The organism is Qaidamihabitans albus, from assembly GCF_016464705.1.
In the GTDB taxonomy this organism is placed as follows: Bacteria; Actinomycetota; Actinomycetes; order Mycobacteriales; family Pseudonocardiaceae; genus Qaidamihabitans; species Qaidamihabitans albus.
Window position 1 is genome coordinate 240,322 of sequence record NZ_JAEHOB010000006.1, and the last position, 19,661, is coordinate 259,982.

At 72.9% G+C, this 19,661-nt stretch carries 16 protein-coding genes; 9 read left to right on the plus strand and 7 right to left on the minus strand.

Annotated features, from left to right (window positions below):
• Positions 1 to 7 precede the first annotated feature (7 nt).
• On the minus strand, positions 8 to 2,710 hold the full coding sequence (locus JAP66_RS14635) for an HAD-IC family P-type ATPase (RefSeq protein ID WP_307849562.1): 2,703 nt from the start codon (positions 2,708 to 2,710) through the stop codon (positions 8 to 10).
• Positions 2,711 to 2,894: 184 nt separating this feature from the next.
• Here JAP66_RS14635 and JAP66_RS14640 point away from each other — a divergent pair, with 184 nt between their 5' ends.
• Genes JAP66_RS14640 through JAP66_RS14650 form a run of 3 tightly spaced genes read left to right on the plus strand, consistent with a single transcriptional unit; the run spans position 2,895 to position 6,808 of the window.
• A complete protein-coding gene (locus JAP66_RS14640; protein WP_199432266.1) occupies positions 2,895 to 4,358 on the plus strand; it encodes a wax ester/triacylglycerol synthase domain-containing protein in 1,464 nt (487 codons plus the stop codon).
• Between the two features lie 27 nt (positions 4,359 to 4,385).
• Positions 4,386 to 5,294, plus strand: coding sequence for a universal stress protein (locus JAP66_RS14645; protein WP_199432267.1), 909 nt, complete (start codon positions 4,386 to 4,388; stop codon positions 5,292 to 5,294).
• A 14-nt stretch (positions 5,295 to 5,308) separates the two neighbouring features.
• On the plus strand, positions 5,309 to 6,808 hold the full coding sequence (locus JAP66_RS14650; protein ID WP_199432268.1) for a bifunctional aminoglycoside phosphotransferase/ATP-binding protein: 1,500 nt from the start codon (positions 5,309 to 5,311) through the stop codon (positions 6,806 to 6,808).
• A 14-nt stretch (positions 6,809 to 6,822) separates the two neighbouring features.
• Here the strand turns inward: JAP66_RS14650 and JAP66_RS14655 are convergent, their stop codons facing one another.
• Both JAP66_RS14655 and JAP66_RS14660 read right to left on the minus strand, forming a co-directional pair.
• On the minus strand, positions 6,823 to 7,797 hold the full coding sequence (locus tag JAP66_RS14655; protein WP_199432269.1) for a DUF3048 domain-containing protein: 975 nt from the start codon (positions 7,795 to 7,797) through the stop codon (positions 6,823 to 6,825).
• Positions 7,798 to 7,889: 92 nt separating this feature from the next.
• The gene (locus tag JAP66_RS14660; RefSeq protein WP_199432380.1) at positions 7,890 to 8,891 is read right to left on the minus strand and encodes a zinc-binding alcohol dehydrogenase family protein; all 1,002 of its coding nucleotides are present in this window, start codon (positions 8,889 to 8,891) and stop codon (positions 7,890 to 7,892) included.
• 189 nt (positions 8,892 to 9,080) lie between these two features.
• Between JAP66_RS14660 and JAP66_RS14665 the strand changes: the two genes are divergently transcribed.
• On the plus strand, positions 9,081 to 9,692 hold the full coding sequence (locus JAP66_RS14665; RefSeq protein ID WP_199432270.1) for a DoxX family membrane protein: 612 nt from the start codon (positions 9,081 to 9,083) through the stop codon (positions 9,690 to 9,692).
• Between the two features lie 51 nt (positions 9,693 to 9,743).
• Here JAP66_RS14665 and JAP66_RS14670 read toward each other — a convergent pair whose 3' ends face one another.
• Positions 9,744 to 10,331, minus strand: coding sequence for an Rv1733c family protein (locus JAP66_RS14670; protein WP_199432271.1), 588 nt, complete (start codon positions 10,329 to 10,331; stop codon positions 9,744 to 9,746).
• Between the two features lie 306 nt (positions 10,332 to 10,637).
• On the opposite strand from JAP66_RS14670, the gene JAP66_RS14675 reads away from it, so the two are divergent.
• Positions 10,638 to 11,465 carry an alpha/beta fold hydrolase gene (locus JAP66_RS14675; RefSeq protein WP_199432272.1) on the plus strand — a complete coding sequence of 276 codons (828 nt, stop codon included), beginning with the start codon at positions 10,638 to 10,640 and terminating at the stop codon, positions 11,463 to 11,465.
• Positions 11,466 to 11,544: 79 nt separating this feature from the next.
• Here the strand turns inward: JAP66_RS14675 and JAP66_RS14680 are convergent, their stop codons facing one another.
• The 3 genes from JAP66_RS14680 to JAP66_RS14690 form a co-directional block, all read right to left on the minus strand.
• The gene (locus JAP66_RS14680) at positions 11,545 to 12,531 is read right to left on the minus strand and encodes a universal stress protein (RefSeq protein WP_199432273.1); all 987 of its coding nucleotides are present in this window, start codon (positions 12,529 to 12,531) and stop codon (positions 11,545 to 11,547) included.
• A 116-nt stretch (positions 12,532 to 12,647) separates the two neighbouring features.
• The gene (locus tag JAP66_RS14685; protein ID WP_199432274.1) at positions 12,648 to 15,299 is read right to left on the minus strand and encodes a bifunctional acetate--CoA ligase family protein/GNAT family N-acetyltransferase; all 2,652 of its coding nucleotides are present in this window, start codon (positions 15,297 to 15,299) and stop codon (positions 12,648 to 12,650) included.
• The gene (locus tag JAP66_RS14690; protein ID WP_235999000.1) at positions 15,296 to 16,066 is read right to left on the minus strand and encodes a CBS domain-containing protein; all 771 of its coding nucleotides are present in this window, start codon (positions 16,064 to 16,066) and stop codon (positions 15,296 to 15,298) included. Before JAP66_RS14690 ends, JAP66_RS14685 begins: the two co-directional genes overlap by 4 nt.
• Positions 16,067 to 16,283: 217 nt before the next feature.
• On the opposite strand from JAP66_RS14690, the gene JAP66_RS14695 reads away from it, so the two are divergent.
• Genes JAP66_RS14695 through JAP66_RS14710 form a run of 4 tightly spaced genes read left to right on the plus strand, consistent with a single transcriptional unit; the run spans position 16,284 to position 19,658 of the window.
• Entirely contained in the window at positions 16,284 to 17,288 is a 1,005-nt protein-coding gene (locus JAP66_RS14695) for an ABC transporter substrate-binding protein (protein ID WP_199432275.1), read from the plus strand.
• Positions 17,288 to 18,079, plus strand: coding sequence for an ABC transporter permease (locus JAP66_RS14700; protein WP_199432276.1), 792 nt, complete (start codon positions 17,288 to 17,290; stop codon positions 18,077 to 18,079). Before JAP66_RS14695 ends, JAP66_RS14700 begins: the two co-directional genes overlap by 1 nt.
• Positions 18,076 to 18,852, plus strand: coding sequence for an ABC transporter permease (locus JAP66_RS14705; protein ID WP_199432277.1), 777 nt, complete (start codon positions 18,076 to 18,078; stop codon positions 18,850 to 18,852). The genes JAP66_RS14700 and JAP66_RS14705 overlap by 4 nt, the downstream gene beginning before the upstream one ends.
• Positions 18,853 to 18,872: 20 nt before the next feature.
• Entirely contained in the window at positions 18,873 to 19,658 is a 786-nt protein-coding gene (locus JAP66_RS14710; RefSeq protein WP_199432278.1) for an ABC transporter ATP-binding protein, read from the plus strand.
• Positions 19,659 to 19,661 lie beyond the last annotated feature (3 nt).

Genomic DNA, 19,661 nt, shown 5'->3' on the forward strand with positions numbered 1-19,661 from the left:
GCCACGATCACATGACCTCGGGACGCAGTCGCTTGTGGGCGGCCACCACCACGGACGCGAGCAGCGCCACGGCCAGGATGCGCAACCAGGTGTCGCCGCCGATCGGTGCGGTGCCGAACAGCGTGTGCATCACCGGCAGGTAGGTGATCGCGAGCTGACCCGCTGTCTGGAACGCGACGCCACCGAGTATCCAGCGGTTGCCGAACAGCCCGATCCGCCACATCGAGTGCGTCAGCGACCGGCAGCTGAACAGGTAGAACAGCTCGACGGCGACGAAGAGGTTCACCGCAGCGGTACGGGCCTCCGCGAGTGTCGCGCCCGCCGCCAGCTCCCAGTCGAACATCCACCACGTCCCGCCGACCAGCAGGGCGGACACCAGCAGGATGCGCACCACCAGGCCGCCGGTCAGCAGTGGCCGCCGCGGGTCCCGGGGCGGGCGCAGCATGATGCCCGGCTCCTTCGGCTCGAACGCGAGCATCAGCCCGAGGGCCACCGCCGTGGTCATGTTGATCCACAGGATCTGCGTCGGCAGGATCGGCAGCGCGGAGCCGAGCAGGATCGCCACGAGGATGACCAGGCCCTCGGCCATGTTCGTCGGCAGTGTCCATACGATGAACTTGGTGAGGTTGGCGAACACCCCGCGGCCCTCCTCGACCGCGGCCTCGATGGTGGCGAAGTCGTCGTCGGTCAGCACCATGTCGCCCGCCTCCTTGGCGACCTCTGTGCCTGCCTTGCCCATCGCGATGCCGATATCGGCCTGCCGCAGCGCCGGCGCGTCGTTGACGCCGTCACCGGTCATCGCCACCACCTCGCCGCGCGACTGCAATGCCTCGACCAGACGCAGCTTCTGTTCCGGCGACACCCGCGCGAACACCGAAGCCCGCTCGACCGCGTCCGGGAACGCGGACGGCGACAGCTCGGCCAGCTCGGCACCGGTGAGCACGTCGCCCTGGCGCCGCTCGGTCAGCACGCCGACGCTGCCGGCGATCGCGGTCGCGGTCGCCGCGTGGTCGCCGGTGATCATCTTGACGGATACCCCGGCGTCCCGGCACGACCGCACGGCCGCGGCAGCGGCCGGGCGCGGCGGGTCGAGCATCGCTTGCAGCCCGGTGAACACGAGCGTGCCCGGCAGCTCCCGCTCGCCGAAGGCCGCTGGATCCGCGAGCCGTGCGAAACCGGTCGCCAGCACCCGCAGCCCGGCAGCCGCGAGCTCCTCGGCGGCCCGCGCCACCGTGGCCCGGTCCAGCGGCCGCACCGCGCCGTCCTCGGCCAGCTCCGCGTGGCAGAGGTCCAGAACCCGTTCCACCGCGCCCTTGGCCAGCACCACGTGACCGTCCTCGTCCCGGTGCAACGTCGCCATGTACTGCCGGTCCGAGCTGAACGGGATCGCCGCCACGCGGGGCAGCCCGGACAGTGCGGGAGTGCCGATCCCGCCCTTGCGGGCGGCGACCAGCATCGCGCCCTCGGTCGGGTCTCCGACGACCTCCGTCCGGCCCTCCCTGCAGGCCAGGGTGGCGTCGTTGCACGCGGCTCCCGCGAGCAGGGTCCACCGCAGCGATGCGCTCGCCGACGCCGTCACCCGCCCGCCCGCGGCGTCCCGCAGTTCGCCGTCCACCGCGTACCCGGACCCGGAAACCTCGTAGCGGTGCCCGGGTGTCCACACGGCACGGACGGTCATCTGGTTCTCGGTCAGCGTGCCGGTCTTGTCCGAGCAAACCACCGTCGTGCCGCCGAGCGTCTCGACCGCGGGCAGCCGCCGGATCACGGCCCGGCGGCGCGCCATGCGGGCAACCCCGATAGCGAGCGTGATGGTCACCGCGGCGGGCAGCCCCTCCGGGATCGCGCCCACCGCCAGTGCCACGGCCGCGGTGAACATCTCCACGGCCTGCTCGCCGCGCACCAAGCCGATCCCGAAAGTCACCGTGGCGAGGGCGAGGATGGCGACGGTCAGCAGCCTGCTGAAGCCGGCGAGCTTGCGCGTCAGCGGCGTCGCCAGGGAAACTGCGCTGCCGACCAGCCGGTGGATCCGGCCTAGCTCGGTCTCCGCGCCGGTGGCGACGACGATGCCCACGCCCGTGCCGCCGGTGACCAGCGTTCCCGAGTGCAGCATGTTGCGCCGGTCGGCGACCGGGGTCGGCCCGGGCAGCACCGCCTGGTCCTTCACCACCGGCAGCGCCTCGCCGGTCAGTGCGGACTCGTCGACGGCCAGCTCCGCGGGGCGCGTCAGCCGCAGGTCCGCGGGGACGCGGTCGCCCGCCTCCACGACCACGAGGTCGCCGGGCACGAGGTCGGCCGAGGGCACGATCCGCTCGGTGCCGTCGCGGAGCACCCTTGCCTCGGTGCGCACCATCGCGCGCAGCGCGTCGAGCGCGGCCTCCGCCTTCGACTCCTGGATGAACCCGACGATCAGGTTGAGCGCGACCACACCGAAGATCACCGCCGAGTCGACCCGTTCGCCGAGTGCCAGCGTCACGGCGCCTGCCACGAGCAACACGTAGATCAACGAGTTGTGCAGCTGCCGCAGCAGCCGCAGCAGCGGGCCCGCGGTGCGGGTCCGGGGCAGCACGTTGGGCCCGAAGCGGGCCTGCCGCTCGTGCACTTCGGCGGCGCTCAGGCCGCCGTCGGGATCGGTGTCGAGCAGCAGCACAACCTCGTGCACCGGGAGCGCGTGGTGCGGCTCGGCTGGTTGGGTCGGCGCGGTGGTGGGCACTCCTTCAGTGGACCGGATCGGAAGCGGCGCGCCAATCGTCGTTCGACCCCGCCACCTGGGCCCTTCGGCCCTGCAAGCACCGCGGGGACCACCGTCACGGGCGTACCATCGAAGATCACGTGATCCGGCCTCGCTCGCCGGCGAGAGCGGGAGCGACGCAGGGCGGAGGCAACGAAGGGGGACCATGCTCGGCAGGCTCATCCGGCGGCGCGGCACCGGTTCCCGGCAGGCCCACGACGCACCGGCCCCGATCGAGCGCATGGGTGCCGGAGACCTGATGACGCTGGCCTCCGACCTGGGTTCGCCACCGATGCAGATCGCCGGGATCATGCGGCTGGGCGGCGGGTCTGCGCTGCGCGAGGAGGACGTGCTCGACACCGTCGCCGACAGGGCCGGCGCGATCCCGCGGCTGCGCCAGCGCCTGGTCCGCGCCCCGCCGGGCGGTGGCCGGCCCTACTGGACCGACGAGCCCTCGTTCGACCCGCGCGAGCATCTCCGGCACGAGCGCTGCGCCGGGCCGGGGGACGACGAAGCTTTGCTGGCGGTGGCGAACCGCGCCGTCACCCACAGGCTGCCGCGCAACCGGCCGCTGTGGTCGGCCACCCTCGTGACGGGCATCGCCGGCGGCGACGCCGCGCTCGTCTTCGTGTTCCATCACGTGCTCACCGACGGCCTCGGCGGACTTGCCGTGTTCACCCACATAGTCGACGGAGCGCCGCCACCCGCCGATCCAGGGTTCCCGCGGCCCGCGCCGCCGCGGCGCCGGCTGTACACCGAGGCGACCCGGGACCGCCTTCGTGCGCTGACCCGGTTCCGCGCCGGGCTGCACAACGTCCGCCGGGCCGCGTACGAGCTGCGGGTGAGCCGCGCGAGCGCCCCTCGTTCCTCGCTGAACCGGCCCACCGGCCCGCGGCGGGACTTCGCGGTCGCCCGTGCCGACGTGTCCGCGGTCCGTCCCGCCGCCCGCGCCTGCGGCGGCACGCTCAACGACATCGTGCTCACCGCGGCGACGGGCGCGCTGCACGCCCTGTTGCGGCACCGTGGCGAGTCCGTCGACGAAGTGGTCGTGTCCATGCCTGTCGCCGCGCGCGGCCGGGAACCCCGCGGCGGCCTCGGCAACCATGTCGGAACGGTGCCGGTCGCTCTGCCCGCGGGCGGGGCCACCCTCGACCGCCTGGCGGCGATCGCCGCGGTGACCAGGCAGCGCCGGGGCGGTTTCCGCGGCGCTTCCGCGACCCTGCTCAGCCCGGCGTTCCGGGTGCTGGCCCGGCTGGGCCTGCTGCGCTGGTTCATCGAGCGGCAGCGCCTGATCTCGACATCGATCACGTATCTGCCGGGCCCGCCGAGACGTCTGTCGTTCCTCGGCCTGCCCGTGACCGAGGTCGTGCCACTGTCGACGATCAAGGGGAACATGACGGTGTCGTTCGTGGCACTGTCCTACGCGGGCCGGCTCACAATCACCGCGGTCACCGATCCGGCCCGGTGTCCCGACCTCCCCGTGCTGATGGCCGCCCTGCGGGAGGAGCTGGCGGCGCTGGCCGGCACGCGACCGAAGTCCCCATCGGCAGAGTCCAACGGCACCAGCGCCGCTCCCCGCCCCGCTCCTAACGTCGACCGTGGCAGCGCCGAACACGACTCCGCGCGGTGACGCGCGGACCGGACAGGGAGTACCGAGATGACCAACGCCAACCAGGGCAACGCCCCGATCGTCGTCGGTGTGGACAGCTCCGAGGCATCGCTGCGCGCGGTGCGCTGGGCCGCGAACACCGCAGCGAAGCATCACGCGCCGCTGCACCTCGTGCACGCGGCGGGCTTTCCCGACCTCTACGTCGGCTCGAACGTGCCACCCCCGGAGGCATTCAAGGAGGAGCTGCGCGAGAAGGCGTGGGAGTCGCTGCACCAGGCGAAACGGGTCGCGGAGCAGATCGGTGACATCCAGGTCGAGGCGCGGTTCGAGACCGACCCGCCCGTTCCGTACCTCATCCACGCATCCAGGACCGCCCGCATGATCGTCCTCGGCTCGTCGGGTCACACCGGTTTCGCCGGGATGATGCTCGGCTCCGTCACCCTCTCCCTGGTCAGCCACGCCCGGTGCCCGGTGGTCTCGATCCGCGACGACTACGACGAGATCGCGATCAGCGACGACCGCCCGGTCGTCGTGGGCGTCGACGGCAGCCCGCTCAGCGAGCGCGCCCTCGGCTACGCGTTCGACGAGGCGTCCTTCCGCGGCGTCGAGCTGGTCGCGGTGCACACCTGGAGCGACGCCGACAGCGAGTTCGCCTTCAGCCAGGCCCGGCTGTACTACGACTGGGAGCCGCTGCGCGACACCGAGGAGCGACGGCTCGCCGAGCGTCTCGCCGGCTGGCCGGAGAAGTACCCCGACGTGCACGTCCGGCGCGTCGTCGTGCGCGACCGGCCGCGGCACGAACTACTGGAGTGGAGCAAGAAGGCACAGCTCGTCGTCATCGGCAGCCGGGGCCGTGGTGGTTTCCGCGGCATGCTGCTCGGCTCGACCAGTCAGGCGCTGACCCACAACGCCCACTGCCCGGTCATGATCGCCCGCCCCGAACCCGACGAGGACTGAGGAGAACAGGCTCGGTGCCGGATCACGAAGGCGGCCCGCCGGCCGAAGCCGGCGGGTTCGCAGCCGTCCACGAGACCCACATCGGTGTGGTGTTCCTGGTCGGCGACCGCGCGTACAAGCTCAAGAAACCGGTCGACCTCGGCTTCGTCGACTTCAGCACCCCGGAGCGCAGGCGGGCCGCCTGCCACCGCGAGGTCGAGCTCAACCGGCGGCTCGCACCCGACGTCTACCTCGGCGTCGCGGAGGTGTCCGGCGTTCCCGGTGCATCCACAGCGGACGATGACGTCGCCGACTATCTCGTCGTGATGCGCCGCATGCCGCCCGAGCGGCGCCTCTCTACGCTCGTCGAGTCCGGTGTGGACACTTCGGACACGATCGACCGGCTGGCCAGGATGGTCGCCGCCTTCCACGCGGCCGCCGATCGCGGGCCGGAGATCGCCGCCGACGCCACCCGCGACGCGATCCGGCAGCGGTGGCGGGACAGTTTCGCCCAGGTCCATCCGCTCGGTGTCCTCGAAAGCGGCCTGGCCGCCGAGATCGAACGGCTCACGCTCGACTTCCTCGCCGGTCGCGAGCCCCTCTTCGACCGGCGGATCGCCGAGGGCCGGGTCGTCGACGGGCACGGCGACCTGCTGGCCGGGGACATCTTCTGCCTCGAAGACGGCCCGAGGGTGCTGGACTGCCTCGAGTTCGACGACCGGCTGCGCCGGCTCGACGGCCTGGACGACATCGCGTTCCTGGCGATGGACCTGGAGCGGCTGGGCGCGCAGGGGTTCGCGCGGCGGCTGCTCGAACGCTACGCGGAGTTCGCGGGCGATCCCGCCCCCGCCGCGCTGCGTCATCACTACGTGGCCTACCGGGCGTTCGTCCGGGCGAAGGTCTCGTGCCTGCGCGCGGCGCAGGGCGATACCGGTTCCGCCGGGCAGGCCCGCGACTACGCCGAGCTCGCCCTCCGGCATCTGCGGGCCGGCCGGCCCCGGCTGGTCATCGTGGGCGGGCTGCCGGGCACCGGCAAGTCCACGCTGGCCGGCCTCGTCGCCGACGAGCTCGGCGCGGTGCTGATCTCCAGCGACCGGCTCCGCAAGGAGCTCGCGGGAGTGTCCCCGCACGACTCCCGCGCCGCCGAGTACGGCGCAGGCATCTACTCGCGGGCGCATACCGAGCACACCTATGCGGAGCTGCTGCGGCGGGCGGAGGAACTGCTGTCCCTCGGCGAGACCGTGGTGCTGGACGCGTCGTGGATCCGCGCGGCCGACCGCCAGGCGGCCACCGAGACCGCGGCGCGCGTGCACAGCGAGGTGGTGTCGCTGCGCTGCGCGGCCCCGGCCGAGGTCACGGCGCAGCGGATCCGGGAGCGGTACGGCGACGTCTCCGACGCCGATCCGCGGGTGGCCGCTGCCATGGCCGCCGAAGCCGACCCGTGGCCCGACGCCACGGAGATCCCCACGACCGGGGCGCCGTCCGAGGCACTCGCGCACGCGCGGGCCGCGCTGGCGCCCTTCGGCACCGAGTGACCCTCCCGCACAGCTCAGCGCGGGACGAGCAGGACCCAGACGGGGCCTTCGGCGAGGGGCAGTGGCTCGCCCGCCTTGGTGGTGAACCGGGTGCCATCAGCGGGTTTCTCGCGCTTCCATGTGGCGGCGTAGGACTTTCCGTCCCGCAGGACGGTCGCCGGGCCGCTGCCGACGCTGCGCACCACCGGTGACACCGCGCCCGCCGCGTCGGCGACCTGCGCGCCCTGCCGGATCTCGACGCGCTGCACGATCACGGTCGCCGCGGACACCCGGCCGGACTCGGCCGACCGCAGCGGTGTGCCGTTCATCGACACCAGCCACCGGCCCTGCCGCGGCGCCCAGGTGAAGCGGTACGACGCGGCCGGGTAGCGCGCGCCGTGTTCGGTGGCGGCGGTGCCGCCGCCGGGCGCGGCGCCGAACTCGAAGACCTGCCGGGGACCGGCACCTCGGCCCTCGGGCAGCCTGGCCGGGCGCACGAACAGGTTGTGCGGCCGCGGGCGGGAGGAGTTCCGGAAGTACGCCCCTGGCGCGGCCGCCTCCGGGGCGATGACGAGCGGCGCGGAGCGCAGCAGCGGGCGGATCTCCGGTGCGGCACCGGAGTACGCCAGGGTCGGCCTGCCGTACTGGGCGAGCAGCTGGATATCGGTCTGCCGCGCGCTGCGGACCGGCCCGGCCACGTCGGGCAGGTTCGCCGAGTACACGGCCGCCAGCCGGGTCAGCCCGCCCTCCACCGGTTCGACGTAGACCACCTCGGCCGCACCGAGCCCGGTCTGCGGCCGCGCGGGTTCGACATTGTCGATCTTGATGACCAGCAGGCGCCGCTGCGGTTCGGGCGGCTCGCTCGGCGTCGCCGACGGTTCCGAGGGCGGCGGGGCGGCCGGGGGCGGGGTTTCGTCGTCGCGGTCCCACAGCAGCAGCACCGCCACGACGGCCACGGCGGCGAACACGGCTACCGCGGCCAGCAGCTGGCGGACGTGCTTGCTCGGCATGTCACCACCCTCTCCGGCTCGTCCGGCCACCTCCCTTACTAGTGGATCACGTCCGGGCCCGCAGCGGGCAGTGCCAATCGGGGCCGATCGCGCTACGGCACGAGCACAGCGGCACCGTTCACCCCGTCGGCGGCCAGGTCCGCCAGCGCGCGGTCGGCGGCGTCCAGCGGGTAGGAGGTCGTGCTGACCCGAAGCCGGTGCCGCGCCGCGAACCCCAGGAACTGCCGCGCGTCCTCGCGCGTGTTCGCGGTGACACTGCGCAGCTGGCGCTCCTGGAAAAGGTGCCGGCCGTAGTTCAGCGGCGGGATGTCGGAAAGATGGATGCCCGCGATCGCCAGCGTCCCTCCGCCGTCCAGCGCGGCGAGCGCAGGTGGCACCAGCTCGCCGACCGGGGCGAACAGGATCGCCGCGTCGAGCGGCTCGGGCGGCGGGTCGGCCGCGCCCTGCGCCGACGCTGCGCCCAGCTCGCGGGCCAGCTCGGCGGCCCGCTCGCTGCGGGTCATCACGTGCACGCGCATTCCCTCGGCCAGCGCCACCTGCGCGGCGAGGTGCCCGCTGGCACCGAACCCGTAGATGCCGACCCGGCCGCCTGCGGGTGGCTCCGCGCGGCGCAGTGCGCGGTAGCCGATGATGCCGGCACACAGCAGAGGCGCCAGCTCGGCGTCGGTGTAGCCGTCCGGCAGCGGGTGCGCGTACGCCGCCGGCACGGTGGTGAACTCCGCATAGCCGCCGTCCGCGTCCCAGCCCGTGTACACCGAGTCCGGGCAGAGGTTCTCGGCGCCACGCTCGCAGAAGCGGCAGTGCCCGCAGGTGCCGCGCAGCCAGGCCACCCCCACCCGGTCGCCGACCGCGAATCCGGGCGCTGCCGCCGGATCGACGGCGACGACCTCGCCGACCACCTCGTGCCCCGGCGTGACCGCCTGCCGGTGCACCGGCAGGTCCCCTTCCGACACGTGCAGGTCGGTGCGGCACACACCGCACACCAGTACGCGCAGCAGCAGCTCGCCCGCTGCGGGCTCCGGCACCGGCGTGGTGCGCAGTTCCAGCGGCCCGGTGGCGATGGGGCCGGGCCGGACGACGTGCCAGGCACGCATCACCGGATCATGGGCGCTCATCGCATCCTCCCCTTCGGATGTCCTCACCGGACACTACGACGTCCGCGGTTCCCGCACCGGTGACGATCGCCTCGCCATCGTGGGCACTTCGGCCCCAGTAGCCGCGCGGCGACGACACGACACTGGAGGTGACGAGACGTCGACAACGAACGAGGAATGGAGCGCACCATGTCTCTCCGAGAGCAGAGCCGGACCGAGGGCTCGATGCAGATTCCACCGCAACGGGCCGCGGAGACGGCGCCCGTGCACGGTGCCGTGATGACGACGACGGCCGGAATGCTCGTCGCCACCCTCCGGATCGCCACGGGCCTGGTGTTCCTGTGGGCCTTCCTGGACAAGACGTTCGGCTGGGGCTACGCCACGGCCGCCGACAAGGCATGGGTCAACGGCGGCTCGCCGACCGAGGGGTTCCTGAGCCGCGTCGAGGTGGGGCCGTTCGCGGAGACGCTGCGGTCGTGGGCGGGCGCGGGCTGGGCCGACTGGCTGTTCATGCTCGGCCTCGGGGGCATCGCCGTGGCCCTGCTGCTCGGCGTGTGCCTGCGGCTCGCGGCGGTCGCCGGAACCGTGATGATGCTGCTCATGTGGGCGGCCGAATGGCCGCTCGACCGGGTCACCGAGGCCGGCGAGCCCACGATGTCCACCAACCCGCTCATCGAGTACCACATCATCTACGCGCTGGTGCTGATCGTGCTGGCGGCCGTGTACGCCGGCAACACGTGGGGCCTCGGCCGGCGGTGGGCCGACCTCGGCTTCGTGCGGCGGAACCACTGGCTGCGCTGAATGGCGAGGGTGCGTGGCCGGCGGCCGCGCACCCTTTCCCTGTGCGGTGGTTCAGCTGCGGGACCACTCCCGCTCCACGCGGGCCCACTCCTGGGCCCAGCGCTGCGCGTGCGAGCGGGTCACGAGCAGGCGGGCGACGCCGAACACGACGCCACAAAGGACGGTGAAGCCGAGCCAGATCGTCAGCCCGGCACCGACCCCCTCGAACGCCGCACCGGCCGTCGTGGTGGGCGCGCCCGTCACCGCGCCGGACCGATCCACCCAGACGGTGACCTCCGTGCCCTCGGTCGCTCCCGAGTACGCGGGCACCTGGCCGGTGTGCTCGGTGCCGTCGGGCAGTGTCCAGCGCGCCGGTACGTGCGGCGGCCGTGCGGCCGGCGCTCCCATGCTCATCAGAGCGTCGGCGAGCAGCTCCGCCGTGACCTGCTCCCGCGAGGCGGACTCCGCGCGCGCCGCATCGAGCCTGCTGGTATAGGTCTCGGAGCCGATCGCGGCGGCGACCGGGATCGCCAGCAAGGCGAGCAGCACGAGGACGACGAGCAACCGGGCCTCGAACCGGTCGCTGGGCCTGGCCAGGGGGTTGCGGCCGGGCCGCAGGAGACGCCACCAGCGCCCGATCCGGGTATCAGGTGAACGCATCGCCACCGACCTCCTTCACACGCTCCCCGGCGGAGCCCTCGACCGGATTCGCCCCGGTAAGCCGATGCGAGTCATTATCCCGAAGGAGGCGGGGGTGGTTTCAACGTGACCTGGTACTGGGAAAACCCAGGAGTCGGTGATCAACAGGCAGGCGCCCGTCGCTGCCGAGATGCGCCTCGGTCCCGTGGGACGGTGTCCCCGCCCCCTCGAAACGTCCTGCTGGCGAGCGATGAGTTCGCGGGCCCGCCGGAGTCCTACCCCCGTCACCGCGACCGCGGCGACGACTCGAGGAAGGAATCACCGGCCATGACTACCAACCACACCATCAAGGTCCCCGGCGCGCGCCTGCACTACGAGGTCCGCGGCTCGGGACCGCTGCTGCTCGTCATGGGATCCCCGATGGACGCCGCGGCGTTCGCGCCGCTGGCCGACGCGCTCGCCGGCGACCACACCGTCGTCACCCACGACCCGCGGGGCATCTCGGGCAGTGCTCTCGACGACCCCACGCAGGATTCGACGCCCGAGCTGCGAGCGGACGACGTCGCCGCGCTGCTCGACGCCCTCGGGGAAGGGTCCGCCGACGTCTTCGGCAGCAGCGGGGGCGCGGTGACGGGGCTCGCCCTGGCTGCGCGGCACCCCGGAAGGGTACGCACGCTCGTCGCCCACGAGCCGCCGCTGCTGGAGCTGCTACCCGACGCCGCCGAGCGGCGCGCCGAGACCGAGGACCTGATCGAGACGTTCCACCGCGACGGTGTGGCGGCCGCATGGGGCAAGTTCATGGCCAACGCCGGATTCGGCGAGGGGGATGGCGGTGCTGGCGGGACACCCGCCGAGGCCCCCGATGAGCCTTCACTCCAGGACCTCGCCAACAGCGCCCGCTTCTTCGCGCACGAGCTCCGGGGCACCACCCGCTACGTGTCCGACATCGACGCGCTGACGAAGGGCGCGGCCCGCGTCGTCGTCGGCATCGGTGCCGCCTCGGGCGACCTGAGCACGTACCGGACCTCGATGGCACTCGCCGACCTGCTCGGCACGGCACCGGTCGAGTTCCCCGGCGACCACGGCGGCTTCATCGGGCAGCCCGCCGAGTTCGCCGACGTCCTGCGGAAGACGCTGGCGCCGCTGCTCCGGTGAGCGGCCCGCCCGCCGATGCCGTGGCGCGTCACGGTGACGACAGTGTCCGGCCGGGCCACCGGACCGGCCGGACACGCGGTCAGCGGGGCGACCGGACGACGGCCACCGGGCAGGGCGCATGGTGCAGCAGCGTCCTGCTGGTCGAGCCAAGCAGGATACCCGCGACCGGACCGTGCCCGTGCGATCCGACGACGATCAGTTGCGCGTGCCGGGCGGCGCCGAGCAGGGCGTCGGCCGCCCGGTCCGCCCGCACCACGGCCTCGCTCACCTCGACGTCGGGGTACTTCTCCCGCCAGCCGGTCAGCTCCTGCCGCAAAGAGTGCGTCTCCGCTTCGCCGATGGCCTCGACCTCGCCGCGCTCGGCGAGGCCGTCCCAGGCCGCGTCGGCTGAGGGAACGCGCCACGCACGGACGGCGATCAGCCGGGCGCGCCTGGCGGCGGCCTGGTCGAAGGCGAACGACAGCACCTCGCCGCTCGTCGCCGAGGCGTCCACGCCGACGACCACATGACCGCCGTCCGCGGTCACCGTGCCCTCCCGCACCACGACCACCGGACTGTGCGCGTGCGCCGCGCTCGCCATGGCGACCGAGCCTACGAGCATCCGGCGGAAACCACCGAGACCGCGCGATCCCACGGCGAGCATCCGGGCGCCCGCGGACTCCTCGACGAGAACGTCGACGACCCGGCCGACGCGGACGTCCCAGTCGACGTCCACGCCCGGAGCAGCCTCGGCGGCGTCCGCGGCCGCCTCCCGCAGCCACTCGTGTCCCGACTCGACCAGCGCGTCCTCATAGCTCCGGGGCAGCGGTGTGCGCGCCCGCGGGTTGAATGGCGGCAGGTCGCAGACATGCGTCAGCCGCAGCGGGGCGCCGAGACGGGCGGCCTCCCGCGCCGCCCACCGCGTCGCCTCCCGCGCGGCGGCCGAGCCGTCCACGGCGACCACCACGGGCCGCGATCGCGCGCCGTCCTCCTGCGCCGGTTCCGTGCTGCCACGGCTGCCCCGCTCCCGCTCCGAGTACAGAGCGGCCGCGACGGTGTTGTAGATCGCCCGGTCCACGTCCCTCATTGGTCTTTCCTTCCTCGCTCGATGACTCCACGATTCCGGGTGAGCGCGTCCGGCGAGACGGGACAAGGGTCGCTGTCGAGGGGACCAAGGTCCCCGGCGCGGCCCTGCTTTCGGCTTCAGGACCTGAGAGAGCGCAGGAACGGGTCCCCCGCCAGGCACCGGCGCGCGCGCACGCGGCTGTCCAGCACGATGCAGTCTCGTCCGGTGGCGACGAGCGGGTTGAGATCGAGCTCGGCCACCTCGGGGATGGCCTCCGCGAGCGCCCCGAGGCGCAGCAGGACGTCGCGCACGGCCCCCACCGGCAGTCCGGCGGCGAGCCGCGGCGACGAGCGGAGCCCGCCGATCAGGCGATCGGCGTCGCGCTCGGTCAGCGGCGCGAGCCGCGCGGCCCGGTCGGCGATGAGGTCCGTGTCGACACCGCCGAGCCCGAAGACGACCAGCGGACCGAACACGTCGTCGGAGCTGATACCGGCGAGCAGTTCCCGGCCGCGTGGCGCCATCGGCTGCACCACCACACCCCGCAGTGCGGTACCGAACCGCTCCCGGAAACCGGCCACGGTGCCACGGACCCCCGCCGCGTCGCGCACGTCGAGCACCACACCACCACCCGCGCTCTTGTGCAGCAAGCCCTCGGCACTCGCCTTGACCGCCACCGGCCCTCCCCCGAACCGGCCGAACAGTTCCACGGCGGCATCCTCGTTGGCGGCGAAACCGGTGGGCACCACCGGAATACCGAAGCAGCCGAGCAGCTCCGTGGTCTCCTCCGCGCTCAGCCAGCCCTCCCCCGCCTGCCCGGCAAGCCTGCGCCCGATCAGCTCCCTCGCGGCCGGCACATCCAGGCCGGGCAACGTGGGCGGTGTCCCCGCCGGCTCGGCCAGCCAGCGGCCGTACCGCGCCAGCCTGCCGAGTGCCTGCGCGGCAGGCTCCGGATCGGCGTAGCTCGGCAGGCGCCGCCCGCCGTCCGGGGCCGGAACCACGGTCGCCGGCTGGCCGGGACGTACCACCAGAACCGGCTTGCCCAGCCGCGCCGCGCGCCCCGCCAGCCCGGTCACCGGATCGCCGACGGCGGTGGGCAGGGCGGCGACGATGACCGCGTCCACGGCGTCGTCTGCCGTGACCGCGTCCACGCAGGCGCCGAAGGTCTCCGGGGACACGGCGGCGGTGGTGTCGACCGGGTTGCGCGTGCTCGCCGGTCCCGGCAGTAACGCGCGCAGCCGCGCCGTCGTCTTCTTGTGAAGTTCGGGCACCTCGAGTCCGTGCCGGGCGCACGCGTCGACGGCGAGCACTCCGGTGCCGCCCGCGTTGCTGACCACTGCCACCCTGGCGCCCCGGGGCAACGGCTGCCAGCTCAGCGCGGCCAGCACGGCGAGCAGCTCGCTGACGGTGTCCACCGCAATGACCCCGGCCTGTTCGAACAGCGCGTCCCTGGTGACGGCCGGGGTGGCCGCGGCCGCGGTGTGCGACGCAGCGGCGCGCTGCGCCAGCTCGGTGCTCGCCGCACGTACCGCGAGCACCGGCTTCTCCCGGGCCAGGCCGCGGGCGAGATGTCCGAACTTGCGCGGGTTGCCGAACGACTCGAGGTACAGCACCGCCGCCGCGGTCCGCGGGTCGTGCTGCCACCACAGGAGCAGGTCGTTGCCGCTGACGTCGTGCTTGTCACCCGCCGAGACCAGCGAGGAGACGCCGAGCCCGACCGAGGCCAGCAGCTGGGTGAGCGCGATCGCGATGCCCCCGGACTGGGTCATAAGCCCGATCTCGCCCGGCGGCACGTCCTCGCGGAGGAACGTGGCGTTCAGCCGCACCTCCGGGTCGGTGTTCGCGATGCCGATGCAGTTGGGCCCGACGACGCGCAGCCCGTGGCGCCGTACAGCGTCCCGCACGCGCCCGGCCGCGGCCAGGTCGAGCCCCGCGGTGATGATCACGACGGCACGCACGCCCCGGCGGCCGCAGTCCTCGACGGCATCGGCCACCGAGGCCGCCGGGACGGCGACGACCGCGAGCTCGGGGCAGTCCGGCAGGTCGGCCACCGAAGGGTGGCAGGCGACACCGACGATCTCCCTGGCGTGCGGGTTGACCGCCTGGAGCCGCCCGGTGAACCCGGCCCGGACGAGATTGCGCAGTACCGCGTGCCCCACCGCGCCCGCGCGCCGGCTCGCGCCGATCACCGCGACCGAGCGCGGTTCGAGGACGTGTCGCAGGCTGGCCACCTCCGCCACGCCCTCCCTGGCGGTGACGGAGTCGAGGTACCCCCCGCCGGGGGTGAGCTGCAACGTCACCTCGCGCTCAGCCCCGGTGCCCGTGACGGTCAGCGGCAGGCCGAGGTCGTCCAGCACCCGCAGCATCCGCCTGTTCTCCGCCGAGACCACGGCGAGCAGTCGCGTGACGCCGTGCCGGCGGGCCGTCGAAACGAGGTCCTCGAACAGCAGGGTGCCGACTCCCCCGGCCTGCGCCGTGCCGTCCACGACAAGCGCGATCTCGGCCAGCGCCGGATCGGTGAGCACCTCGTAGCTGCCGACCCCGATCAGCACACCTTCGAGGAAGGCGCCGACCGCGGCTCTCCGCTCGCCGCCGGCGACGATCCTGCGTGCGAAGGCGTCCAGTGTGGAGGGAAGAGGGCCGAGGAAGCGGAAGTGGGTGTCGCGTTCGGACAGACGCCGGTGCAGTGCCGCGACCGCAGCCGCGTCGGCGGGCACCAGCGGAGCGACGAGCACGACCCTGCCGTCGGCGAGCAGGGACCGCCAGCCCGCCCGTTCGGTGGTCACCGTCATGAGCGCATCCGTGCCCGCTTGCCGTCCGGGTGGTCTTTCCACACGTAGTCCAGCCGGTTGCGCACCGCGACGACGCCGGGTACCTCCCCGGCGAGCCGCCCGGCCAGCGCCGCGTCACTGCTCCGCTCAAGGCGGCCGAGCAGTGTCACGACACCATGTTCGACCGCGATACCCACCGTGTCGGGCTCCACCCAGAGCACCCGGATGAACACCTCCCGTGCGATGTCGTGCCGGATCTCGTCGTCGGAGCGCAGGTAGCCGCGCAGCAGATCGCGCCGCGCGAGCACGCCCACGAGCCTGCCACCCGACACCACGAACAGGCGCCGCACACCGCGGCGGTCCAGCTCCCGCGCCGCGGCGGACAGCGGCTCGCCGGCATCGACCGTCAGTGCCGGAGCGGTCATCAGCTCCCGCGCGCGCGTGCCACCGGCCTTCCGCAGCCGCTCGCGGGTGGTGTGCCGGGCGAAGTGCGCACGCCGGCCCGCGCGCCCGCTCTCCTCCCGCTTGTGCAGCAGGTCCGCCTCGGACACCACACCGAGGAGGTGTCCCTCGGCGTCCACGACCGGGACGGCGCTTACGGCCCGGTTGGCGAGCAGCGCCGCGATCTCCTTGTACCCGGTGCCGGGGCCGACGGTGTACGGGTTCGGCGTCATGGCCGTCCGCACGGTGAGCGCCTCCGTGGCGCCCTCCCCGGGGCATGCGGGGCAGCTCATCGCGTGCCCTCCGAACTCGTCGCCGGAGCCCGTGTCGTTCACCGGTACGTTCATCACGTTTCTCCCTCGTCCTCGCTGTTTCCGACGATCGCCGAGGCCGGGAGAACCGGGTAGGGACCAACTGCCCCGATCAGCGGGACGGTCGGCCCGCGCGCGCCGAAGCGGTGGCGTATAGATCGTTATACAAGGTGATTTTGATCTATTCATTAACCCACCTGAGTGACACACTGGACGGGTTCCGGAAAGCGTCCCGGCGCACGAAGGAGTGCCCATGCCGACCCGTGCACGTTCGTCCGTCCGTCCGTTCCGCAGGCTCGGCGCGCTCATGGCCGCGGCACTGCTGTCGGTGGCGGCCGCCTGCGGCGGTGGCGACTCCGGCGGCTCCGCGACCGGCGACGGGCCGGTCACCGTCCGGGTCGGCGTGATCCCCATCGGGGACGTCGCTCCCCTGTACCTGGGCCGGGAACAGGGCTTCTTCGAGGCCGAGGGGCTCAGGGTCGAGCCGCAGGAGTTCGCGGGCGGTGCCGAGATCCTGCCTGCCGTGCAGAGCGGCGACCTCCAGTTCGGGTTCTCCAACACGACGTCCCTGCTCATCGCGGGCAGCCGTGGGCTGCCCGTCCGCATCGTCGCGCAGGGCGTGCAGGAAGCCGCAGACGAGGAGAACTCCTGGTCGCACATCTACGTCCGGTCCGACAGCGACATCCGATCGCCTAAGGACCTCGAGGGCAAGCGGATCAGCCTCAACACGCTGAGCAACATCACCGAGGTGACCGCGAAGGCCTCGCTGGAGGCCCACGGCGTGGACATCTCCACGCTGCAGTTCGTGGAGGTGCCGTTCCCCGAGGCGAACCAGGCGCTCGAACAGGGCGAGGTCGACGCCATCTACGTCGTCGAGCCGTTCGACACCGTGGCCAGGCAGAGCGGCGCGCGGCCCATCGTGGCCCCGCTGTACGAGACCGAGCCCAGCCTCACCGTCGCGACCTACTTCACCACCCAGCAGTACATCGAAGGCAACCAGGACGTGGTGGAGCGCTTCGTCCGCGCCATGGACAAGTCCCTCCAGTACGCCGCCGCCAACCCGGACGAGGTCCGCACGACGCTCGGCGGCTACACCAAGATCCCGGAGGAGCTGCTCGGCGACGTCCGGCTCGGCCAGTGGGGCACGGACCTCAACCGGTCCTCGATCGAACGGATCGCCGAGCTGAGCCAGAAGTACGGGCTGCTCGAACAGCCGCCCAACCTGGACGAGCTGATCTGGACGCCCGGCGGGAGCTGATGACGGAGGCACCGCGCATGTCCCGCCGCGCTCGCGGGTGGGCGCAGACCTGGGCCGGGGTGGCCGCCGTGCTCGTGCTGGCCGAGGTGGCCGCCCGCACCGAACTGGTACCCAGCCGCTACTTCCCGCCCATGTCACGTACCTTCGCCGAGCTGGCAGGCCAGCTCGGCGAGGGGGCGTTCTGGGCGGCGGTCGGCCAGACGTTGCAGGGCTGGGCACTGGGGCTCGGCATCGCGGCCGCTTTCGCCGTGCCGGCCGGCATGATCCTCGGTACCAGCGTGGTGCGGTACCGGGCCTTCCGGGTGATCATCGAGTTCCTCCGGCCGATCCCGTCCGTGGCCCTGATCCCACTGGCCATCCTGGTCTACGGCGCCGGCCTGGAGAGCAAGGTGTTCCTGGCGGCGTTCGCCGCGTTCTGGCCGCTGCTCATCCAGACGCTCTACGGCATGCAGGACGTCGACCCTGTCGCCGTCGACACGGCACGGGTGTTCGGCCTGAGCAGGCTGGAGCGGCTGACGCGGGTGGTGCTGCCCGGCGCGGTGCCCTATCTCGCCACGGGGCTGCGCATCTCCTCCTCCGTGTCGCTCATCCTCGCCGTGACCGCGGAGCTGGTGATCGGCGCGCCCGGCCTCGGCCGCGAGATCAACGCCGCCCGCGTCGGCGGCGCCACCGAACTGCTCTATGCACTGATCATCGTCACCGGCCTGCTCGGCTGGGCGCTGAACTCCGGCTTCGCCACGGCCGAACGCCGCGTGCTGCACTGGCATCCGGCCCAGCGAGGTGCGCGATGAACCGGCGCCGCGCCCTGCTGATCGCGCTGGAGGCGGGGGTTCCGCTGGCCGCACTGGTGACCTGGTGGGTCTGGTCGGCGCAGGCGGGCAGCTTCTACTTCCCGCCGCTCGCGGACATCCTGACGACCTTCGCCGACACCTGGGTGTTCGAACGGGTCGGCAGCGACGTGCTGCCGAGCCTGGCCCGGCTCGCCGCGGGTTTCGGCGCGGCGGTCGTCCTCGGCGTCGCCGTGGGCACGGCGCTCGGCTCCTTCCCGCTCGCCCGGCGGGTCGCGGGTCCGCTCGTCGAGTTCGGCCGCGCCATCCCGCCGCCCGCCCTGCTGCCGTTCGCCATCCTGGTACTCGGCGTCGGTGACGCGATGAAAGTGTTCGTGATCGCGGTGGTGTGCCTGTGGCCGGTCCTGCTCAACACCGTCGACGGCGTCCGCGGCGTCGACCCCACGATGCTGGAGACGGCCCGGGTGTACGGCATCCGCGGAGCCCAGCGGCTCCGGACGATCATCTGGCCCGCCGCGCTGCCGCAGATCTTCGCGGGCATGCGGACCAGCCTCTCGCTCGCCCTGATCCTGATGGTGATCAGCGAGATGGTGGCCAGCACGCATGGGATCGGCTACTTCGTCCTGCAGGCGCAGCGCTCGTTCGCGATTCCCGAGATGTGGTCGGGGATCGTGCTGCTCGGGCTGCTCGGGTACCTCCTCAACGCCGCCCTCGCCCTCGTGGAACGGCGCGTGCTGCGCTGGCACCGCGGTGCGCGGTCGAGCGCGCTCCAGTGATCCGACAACCAGAGGTGACCATGCTGGAAGTCAGTGGCCTTTCCAAGACCTACGGTGAGGGCGCGCGTGCCACGCACGCGATCGCGGAGCTGAGCTTCACGGTGCACGAGGGCGAGTTCGTGTGCGTCGTGGGCCCTTCCGGGTGCGGCAAGACGACCCTGCTGCGCTGCCTGGCCGGGCTGCTTCCCCCTTCGGCCGGCCGCGTCACCCTGCGGGGCCGGCCGGTCTCCGGACCGCCGGAGGAGGTCGGCTTCGTCTTCCAGGAGTACAGCCGCTCGCTCATGCCGTGGCTGTCGGTCCGTGAGAACATCGCGCTGCCACTGCGCCACAAGCGGCTCGGCAGGGCGGAGCGCGACCGGCTCGTCGAGGAGGCCGTCGAGTCGGTGGCACTGACCGGTTTCATCGACCACTACCCGTGGGAGCTCTCCGGCGGCATGCAGCAGCGGGTGGCCATCGCCCGTGCGCTCGCCTACCAGCCGGAGATCCTGCTGATGGACGAGCCGTTCGCCTCCGTCGACGCCCAGACCCGCGCCGACCTCGAAGACCTGCTGCTGCGGGTGCGCGCCGCATACGGGGTCACGGTCGTCTTCGTGACCCACGACATCGACGAGGCCGTGTACCTCGGGCAGCGCATCGTTGTGCTCACCCCGCCCCCGACCTCCGTGCAGGAGGTGCTCGACGTGACGCTGCCCGAGCCGCGCGATCAGGTGGAGACCAAGGAACTGCCCGAGTTCGCGCACCTGCGCGCGCACATCTTCCGCTCCATCAAGCGCAGGCAGTCTTTACAGGGTCAGGGGCCGGGATGAGAC

Excerpts from the sequence above, each read along its gene's own strand:
- JAP66_RS14680 (WP_199432273.1), bottom strand. The coding sequence starts at position 12,531 with ATGAGGGACGTGGACCGGGCGATCTACAACACCGTCGCGGCCGCTCTG.
- JAP66_RS14700 (WP_199432276.1), top strand. The coding sequence starts at position 17,288 with ATGACGGAGGCACCGCGCATGTCCCGCCGCGCTCGCGGGTGGGCGCAG.
- JAP66_RS14665 (WP_199432270.1), top strand. The coding sequence starts at position 9,081 with ATGTCTCTCCGAGAGCAGAGCCGGACCGAGGGCTCGATGCAGATTCCA.
- JAP66_RS14655 (WP_199432269.1), bottom strand. The coding sequence starts at position 7,797 with ATGCCGAGCAAGCACGTCCGCCAGCTGCTGGCCGCGGTAGCCGTGTTC.
- JAP66_RS14675 (WP_199432272.1), top strand. The coding sequence starts at position 10,638 with ATGACTACCAACCACACCATCAAGGTCCCCGGCGCGCGCCTGCACTAC.
- JAP66_RS14685 (WP_199432274.1), bottom strand. The coding sequence starts at position 15,299 with ATGACGGTGACCACCGAACGGGCGGGCTGGCGGTCCCTGCTCGCCGAC.
- JAP66_RS14645 (WP_199432267.1), top strand. The coding sequence starts at position 4,386 with ATGACCAACGCCAACCAGGGCAACGCCCCGATCGTCGTCGGTGTGGAC.
- JAP66_RS14705 (WP_199432277.1), top strand. The coding sequence starts at position 18,076 with ATGAACCGGCGCCGCGCCCTGCTGATCGCGCTGGAGGCGGGGGTTCCG.
- JAP66_RS14710 (WP_199432278.1), top strand. The coding sequence starts at position 18,873 with ATGCTGGAAGTCAGTGGCCTTTCCAAGACCTACGGTGAGGGCGCGCGT.
- JAP66_RS14690 (WP_235999000.1), bottom strand. The coding sequence starts at position 16,066 with ATGAACGTACCGGTGAACGACACGGGCTCCGGCGACGAGTTCGGAGGG.
- JAP66_RS14670 (WP_199432271.1), bottom strand. The coding sequence starts at position 10,331 with ATGCGTTCACCTGATACCCGGATCGGGCGCTGGTGGCGTCTCCTGCGG.
- JAP66_RS14640 (WP_199432266.1), top strand. The coding sequence starts at position 2,895 with ATGCTCGGCAGGCTCATCCGGCGGCGCGGCACCGGTTCCCGGCAGGCC.
- JAP66_RS14660 (WP_199432380.1), bottom strand. The coding sequence starts at position 8,891 with ATGCGTGCCTGGCACGTCGTCCGGCCCGGCCCCATCGCCACCGGGCCG.
- JAP66_RS14695 (WP_199432275.1), top strand. The coding sequence starts at position 16,284 with ATGCCGACCCGTGCACGTTCGTCCGTCCGTCCGTTCCGCAGGCTCGGC.